Genomic DNA, 6,541 nt, shown 5'->3' on the forward strand with positions numbered 1-6,541 from the left:
TTTTTCTATGCATATTACCTCTGTTTTTGTTTTATAATTTTTTGTTTTTGCGAATAAAAATAATACACGAAAACAGAGGCTTTTGCAACACAACAATCTGAAATTATTATGTAAATTATGTAAATTATAAATTGATTTCAACACCCTTTATAAATGATTAAAAATTGTTTTGTGGGGTTAAGATAAAACATTTATTTTTTGACAACCGAGACCATGAACTAATCAGGATTGTCAACTCGGTTTACGATGCAGATAACGCCTTAGGGTATACCCAAAAACTGTATTATCCTTTTTTTCACCCCTTGGGCATAAAGGAACTGGCGGAATCTAAAGGACTTAGAACGGCATATTCTATTGTAAACCTTCTTGAATCAATGGAAAGAGGGGAAATAGAAAACCGCCTGCAGGCCCTTAAAGGACTGAAAGATGATATTTTCAGTACGGCTGATGGTCCCATGCCGAAAAACACTGCCAGGGTTCTTCTTCAAATAATGAAAGAGCTTGTCAGGGCAAAAGGCGATGACTCTCTTCAGCTCCATCTGGCCCATGATTTCCGTATGGCGGCCTTTGGTAAACCCAGGGTGATAAGGAAATTGTTGAAGTATTACCATCTTCTGGAAATGCCTGAAGAATGGAACCAGATCACTTTTGACGATCACGTTCATGATGCCAACACTTCGGGTAGGAAATCTCCCACACATCTTATTATGGATGCCTGGATAAAGGGAATTCGCCGGTTAAGAGTGATTTATTATCATTATATTGAACCTATATTTGCTGCGGAACTTATAGAAGCAGCCAGGATTATGGAAATTGATCTTCGAATAGGAATTGAATTCTGGGCAGGATACCGGGATCGCATCATATCATTTATCTGGGTGTCCAGGGGGCTCCCCGACGTTGAGACATTCCTGTGTTTTCTTTCTGAACCCCAGGTCGTGAAATTTATGGAACAGGGGAAAGCTGTTTTAACCTTTCAGAAGAATTGTGTTTTACGTCTTTTGGATGATTTCAATGAGCGGCAGTTGGATAAAATGTGTCGAGATTTTGATATTGATATGAAAAGGCTTTGTCCCAATCAGTTTTTACGGTTTGCATCTCCCGGACAGCCCTCAATCCTCCATCTTGGGGAGTATATTCACTCTGAGGCAGTCAGGGCAATGAAACACCGTATTGAAGAGTTGAACCGGATCTTCAGCCTGTCCGATGCCAGGGAACAGCAAAAGATAAAAAACCTGGTAGAAAAAATGGATTGTTTTAGTGCCAAAGATATTATTTCTATTTATGTATGCCCGTCACATTATCCTGATATCCCCCATTTCTTTGAAATCTGCAACGATCCTGATGTCCCTGACAGGCTTAAATTGAATTTCAAAGAGCTTCTTAGAAACATTGAACGGCTTCATCATGGTTTCAGAATCACCCTCAATTTGGGGAATCTGAAACCGGAAGACATCCTTGAGATCCTTTATGAGGGCAATGGCCTCATAAACCGGCTTGAAATAGTAAATTTAAAAGATTTTATCGCCGGGAAAACAGATCATATCTTTTCAGTTAATGAGCTCCAGGAATCCATTAATACCGGAAGCTTATTAAAATTAAAACGGGTGGTCCGTCAAATTATCTGGAGTGTAGATCAGAGTGGATATGCGGATAAGAATGATCGAATGGAAAAACTTGTGGATATTCTCTATGATATTGATGCCCTGAAAAATATGTATGCGGTACGGCCACTCAAATCTAGAATAGGGAGTGATTCAAGCGGAAGGTCTCACCAGGCATATGGAATGGGATTTGGGATTGTCAAAACTCTGGCTTTCAGGGCCAGAAAAGAAATCAGGAAAACAACCGGGGGCAGGTTGATCCTTCCGGCAAGCATCAAGGTGAACCAGAGGATGACATCGGTTCCGTCAAACAGCGTGAAACCGGTTTTAAAATGGATGATGAATATTTTAAAATACTTGCCCGGGTTTGATCAAATTATGCCGTTTAAAAAAAAGGAATGGGTCTTTGAATCCTTTTCCCTGGACATGAAAAAGAAAGGTAATATTGTTACCCTTGGCGGAATACTAAAGGAGAGTAGAAACGGTGTCGGACTTGATTTGCCGGATACTGAAAAAAATAATACGGAAAAATCATGGAAAACGCTTAATACAAAACTTAAAAACTGCATCAAAGTCTTTATTGGTTTTATTCCTGCGTTTCTATGCTTCGTTCTCACCAAAGACTGGTGGGTTTTGGCCTATTTGGGTGCATTTATCTGGTTTGGCATAACCGGCATCAGAAATATTTTACAGTCTGTTCTCGGGGGCGGTGGAATCCGGCGGACCTCTCTACTCAAATGGGATGATTATATCAGCTGGGAGAGATTGACTGATTCTCTGTTATTTACGGGGTTTTCCGTACCGCTTCTGGATTATGTTATTAAAACCGTTCTCCTTGACAGGACTTTGGGAATAAATATAACGTCCAGTCCGATAGTACTCTATTCTGTCATGGCGCTTGTCAACGGGATTTATCTGTCTTTGCACAATGCTTTTCGTGGACTTCCAAAGGGGGCTATAACCGGAAATTTTTTTAGGAGTATTTTCTCCATTCCTGTTGCAATCCTCTTCAACAGCATGATTGGCGGGATGTTAAGGATGGCTGATACTCCTGGTGTCGATGTCGTTCTGCAAAAATGGGCCGCTATCATTTCAAAAGCAGCTTCAGATACTGTGGCAGGGCTGATAGAAGGAACTGCGGACCGGTTTCATAATATGAGATTGAGGAAAAGGGACATCAAAAAGAAATTCTCAGACCTGTTTGATACCTATTCAAGGCTGGAATTTCTTTTCCCGGAAACCGAAGAACTCAAGATTCTTGAAAAATCCGAAGCCTTATTTAACAGCAGAAATTCTGAAGTAAAGGATCTGGCTGTAATGGTCATTATCAATTCTCTTGATCTGTTTTATTTCTGGATGTATCTGCCGAGGGCAAGAACGGCAATGGTTGATATGGTTTTACGACTGACTCCCGAAGAAAAAACCATTTTTTTGCAGTCCCAGAAAATGCTGAAACATGAACATCATATCAGCAGGCTTTTTGTGGACGGTATTCTTGGCAGGAGTTTTTCACGCCCGCTGTCTTTTTATCTTACCACATATAAAAATTATCTAAGTACCATCAGAAAGATTCATCAGAATAATTGAGGCCTGAGTCCGTCAGTATTTTTTACATATTGTAAAAATCATGTTGATTGCGTGTGGTATTATCTGAAATAAAGCCCTTTTGATTTTATCAATATCTATGATTATCAATGATTCGCTGAAAATTAAGGTCATGTATGTTTCTGGCAAGTATCTTGCAGTTATATCATATTGACACGCTATATTGACAGGTTTTGGGAAAGGGCGATAATACGGCCAACAGAGGCAGGTAATGATACATTCGACCCGAATTAAATTTATTTTATGTTTTTTGATCGTATCCTTTTTGGTAGGAGGAATCTCTCTATTTATTGGTAGTCGTTTGTTATACAATACAATGATTCATGAAGCCAAAAATCACAACCGATTGGCCCTGAATGCCACTCATGCCGTCTATAATGCCCGTATCAAATTTATCAAACTGGCCCTGGACATTACCACACTTGGCTCTGGATTCCGTTCTTCGGTCGTTAATAAAGATATTTCAGATTTGTCAGATCGTATCAATCGATTGGCTCTAAATGCTGAATTGGATTTTGTCGGAATTGTAACAGGAGACGAAATTCCATTGTGCAGGCTCAGTCCTCATCAGATCTCGAATCAAATCACTTTGCCGGAAAATCCGCTTGTACGTCATACCATCCGTCATCGTCTCATGACCGCCGGGACAATTGTTTTTCCGCAGGAGTTTATGATCCTTGAAAATCCTGAATTGGCTAAACGTCTACAAAATGTGCCAAAAAACGCACCCGAACAAAAAACAACAGATGCAAATAAACAAAGATCCTGTATGGCGATTGCTGCTGCCATCCCAATATTTGAAACTCGAAGTGGAGGAAATTTGATAGGTGTTCTATATGGCGGAATGCTTCTTCATCAAAACATGCGTATTGTCAACTCGATTCCCAAGTCCTTTCTTTTCGATACTATTCAATCAAAAGCGGATACACCCACCGTCAGTATTTTTTTCAATAACATCTGTATTGTAACCAACATGGTCGATCGAAACGGGAAGCAAACCTTTGGCGCACACGTTCCCGACGACGTCAGGCAGCAGGTTCTGATCAGAGGCAACCAGTGGACAACCCGTCAGCAGGATTCAACCGACCGGTATCTTGTGTCTTATGATCCGATTTGCGATATATTCGGAGAAAGAGTGGGCATGCTGTCTATCGCAATTTCAGAGTCTAATCATCTGTTTTTACAACATAAATTTATTCTATATTTATCCCTGGCAATTTTAGCAAGCGTCATTTTTGCTATTGCCATGGGTATTTTCTTTACCCATCGGATCATGCAGCCCATCCATCGGTTGATCAAAGCCAGTCAGGAAGTTTCAGACGGCAATGTATCACCTGATCTGGGTCCCATATCCAATGATAAAGAAATAGCAGTGCTGCAGATAACGTTCGGGCAGATGGTGAGATCCATGAAACGAAGAAGGATGGAAAGTCAAACTAAAATAATTCAATCTGAAAAACAGGCCAGTATCGGCCGGCTTGCAGCAGGCGTAGGGCATGAAATCAACAATCCTCTTACCGGTGTATTAACCTATACGCATATGTTGTTGCGGAAAAAAGATATTTCAGAGGATATTCGTTCGGATTTAAATGTCATTGTCGAATCCACGGAACGGATTAGAAAAATTGTAAAAGGATTACTTGATTTTTCCCGCCAGACCCGATTGGATCCGGAACGTATCGATATCAACCGGCTGGCGGCATCAACCATTAAATTAATGGAAAACCAGGCATTGTTAAAGGGTGTTTTAATTGAATTTAAGCCGGGTAAAGATATTCCCATGCTGGTAATCGATCGAAGCAAGATCGAAAGTGTTCTGCTGAATATATTGATTAATGCACTCGACGCAACCAAATCTGCCGATACGATTACAGCCCAGACAACAACGGCAGTATCTGCGAACGATGTGGACCACGGGGGAGTGGAAATTGTTATTACAGATACAGGTTGTGGAATCCTGCCGGAAAATTTAAACAAACTCTTTGACCCCTTTTTTTCGACCAAAGAGGTTGGCAAAGGGACAGGACTGGGCTTATCGGTTTCATATGGAATTGTCAAAGAGCATGGCGGAACCATTAGAGTCCAGAGTGAATTCGGTAAAGGATCGACTTTTTTTATATGGCTCCCTTTAAACCAACAGAATCAGGAAAAACAGGATCGATAAAATGAAAATAATAATTGTCGATGATGAAAGCATTGTTCTTGAAAGCTGTAGGCGAATACTTGAATCGGAAGGGTATGAGGTAGCTTCTGCAGACTCGGTTGATAAAGCCCTCATGGTTATCGATCCGGAAAATACTGCGCTACTGCTGATAGATATCAAAATGCCATTTCGCGATGGTATATACTTGGTGAATGAACTCAAAAAACAAGGCTACACGATTCCCATTATATTGATGAGCGGGCTCAACACACCGGAAACCATTGCCGAATCACAGAAAATAGGAGCCTGCCAATTCTTACCCAAACCCTTCACGCCGGATGAACTGCTCAAAGCGGTTCGACAGGTCATAACATAAGCAAAAGATGAGGAGAAAACTGATGGAAAATAGAAAAGCGCTTGTAATTGACGATGAGCAGGTGGTTTTAGACAGTGTTAGAAAAATTCTCGATGCGGAAAATTATGAGGTTGATGTTACCTTAAAAGGAAAGAAGGGGATCAACCTGGCCATCAACAATTCATATGATATCGTTTTGACCGATATTCGTATGCCGGACATTGGCGGCTTGATTGTGTTAAGAGATATTAAACGGAGTAAACCGTCATTGCCGGTAGTTATCATAACCGGATACGGTTCTGTCAGTTCTGCGGTTCAGGCGATGAAACTCGGTGCAGCCGACTACATCCAAAAGCCGTTTGATCCCGACCAGCTCATTCAATCCGTATCCAAGGCCATTGATTTATCCATCAGCCAGAAACCGGAAGAGCAGAAGATTATCCATAAGCAAGAGGTTATCAAAGTATTGGAGCTTGCCGCAGACGATAGTCATCTCAGAAATGAGTTGTTATATTACGGATCAGACGCGCTGAACGAATTCGATTTAACCGGACCTGAAAAACTTGCCATCATTACCGGGGATATCCAATGGATCGATCAACAAATCGGCCCCCTCACGGCCAAACAGAAACAATGGCTCGAAGCGCGCCTGAGCGCTGAAATCTGGTAAATTTTGCCGGCAGGTGATGATGTTATTATTTAAATAATTGTTTTAAATTAAACCTCGGGCTATGCCCGAGCGACCCTAAAAGGTTTTACCGTTCCGGCGTGGAAAAAATATGATAAAGGTTCTTCCCCGGGAAAGCTCCAAAGGGAGAAGAGAGGAAGAACCTA

At 41.2% G+C, this 6,541-nt stretch carries 4 protein-coding genes; all 4 read left to right on the forward strand.

From position 1 onward, the window contains the following. Positions 1-164: 164 nt before the first annotated feature. The 4 genes from QAI40_RS16360 (at position 165) to QAI40_RS16375 (ending at position 6,377) form a co-directional block, all read left to right on the forward strand. Positions 165-3,191 carry a hypothetical protein gene (locus QAI40_RS16360; RefSeq protein WP_304511842.1) on the forward strand — a complete coding sequence of 1,009 codons (3,027 nt, stop codon included), beginning with the start codon at positions 165-167 and terminating at the stop codon, positions 3,189-3,191. A gap of 319 nt (positions 3,192-3,510) precedes the next feature. Continuing rightward, positions 3,511-5,373, forward strand: coding sequence for a sensor histidine kinase (locus QAI40_RS16365; RefSeq protein ID WP_304511843.1), 1,863 nt, complete (start codon positions 3,511-3,513; stop codon positions 5,371-5,373). A 1-nt stretch (position 5,374) separates the two neighbouring features. After that, the gene (locus QAI40_RS16370; protein WP_304511844.1) at positions 5,375-5,728 is read left to right on the forward strand and encodes a response regulator; all 354 of its coding nucleotides are present in this window, start codon (positions 5,375-5,377) and stop codon (positions 5,726-5,728) included. Between the two features lie 22 nt (positions 5,729-5,750). Continuing rightward, positions 5,751-6,377, forward strand: a complete 627-nt coding sequence (locus QAI40_RS16375; RefSeq protein ID WP_304511845.1) for a response regulator — start codon at positions 5,751-5,753, stop codon at positions 6,375-6,377. Positions 6,378-6,541: the final 164 nt, after the last annotated feature.

Origin of the sequence: Desulfobacula sp., from assembly GCF_030611305.1 — a bacterium.
GTDB lineage: Bacteria > Desulfobacterota > Desulfobacteria > Desulfobacterales > Desulfobacteraceae > Desulfobacula.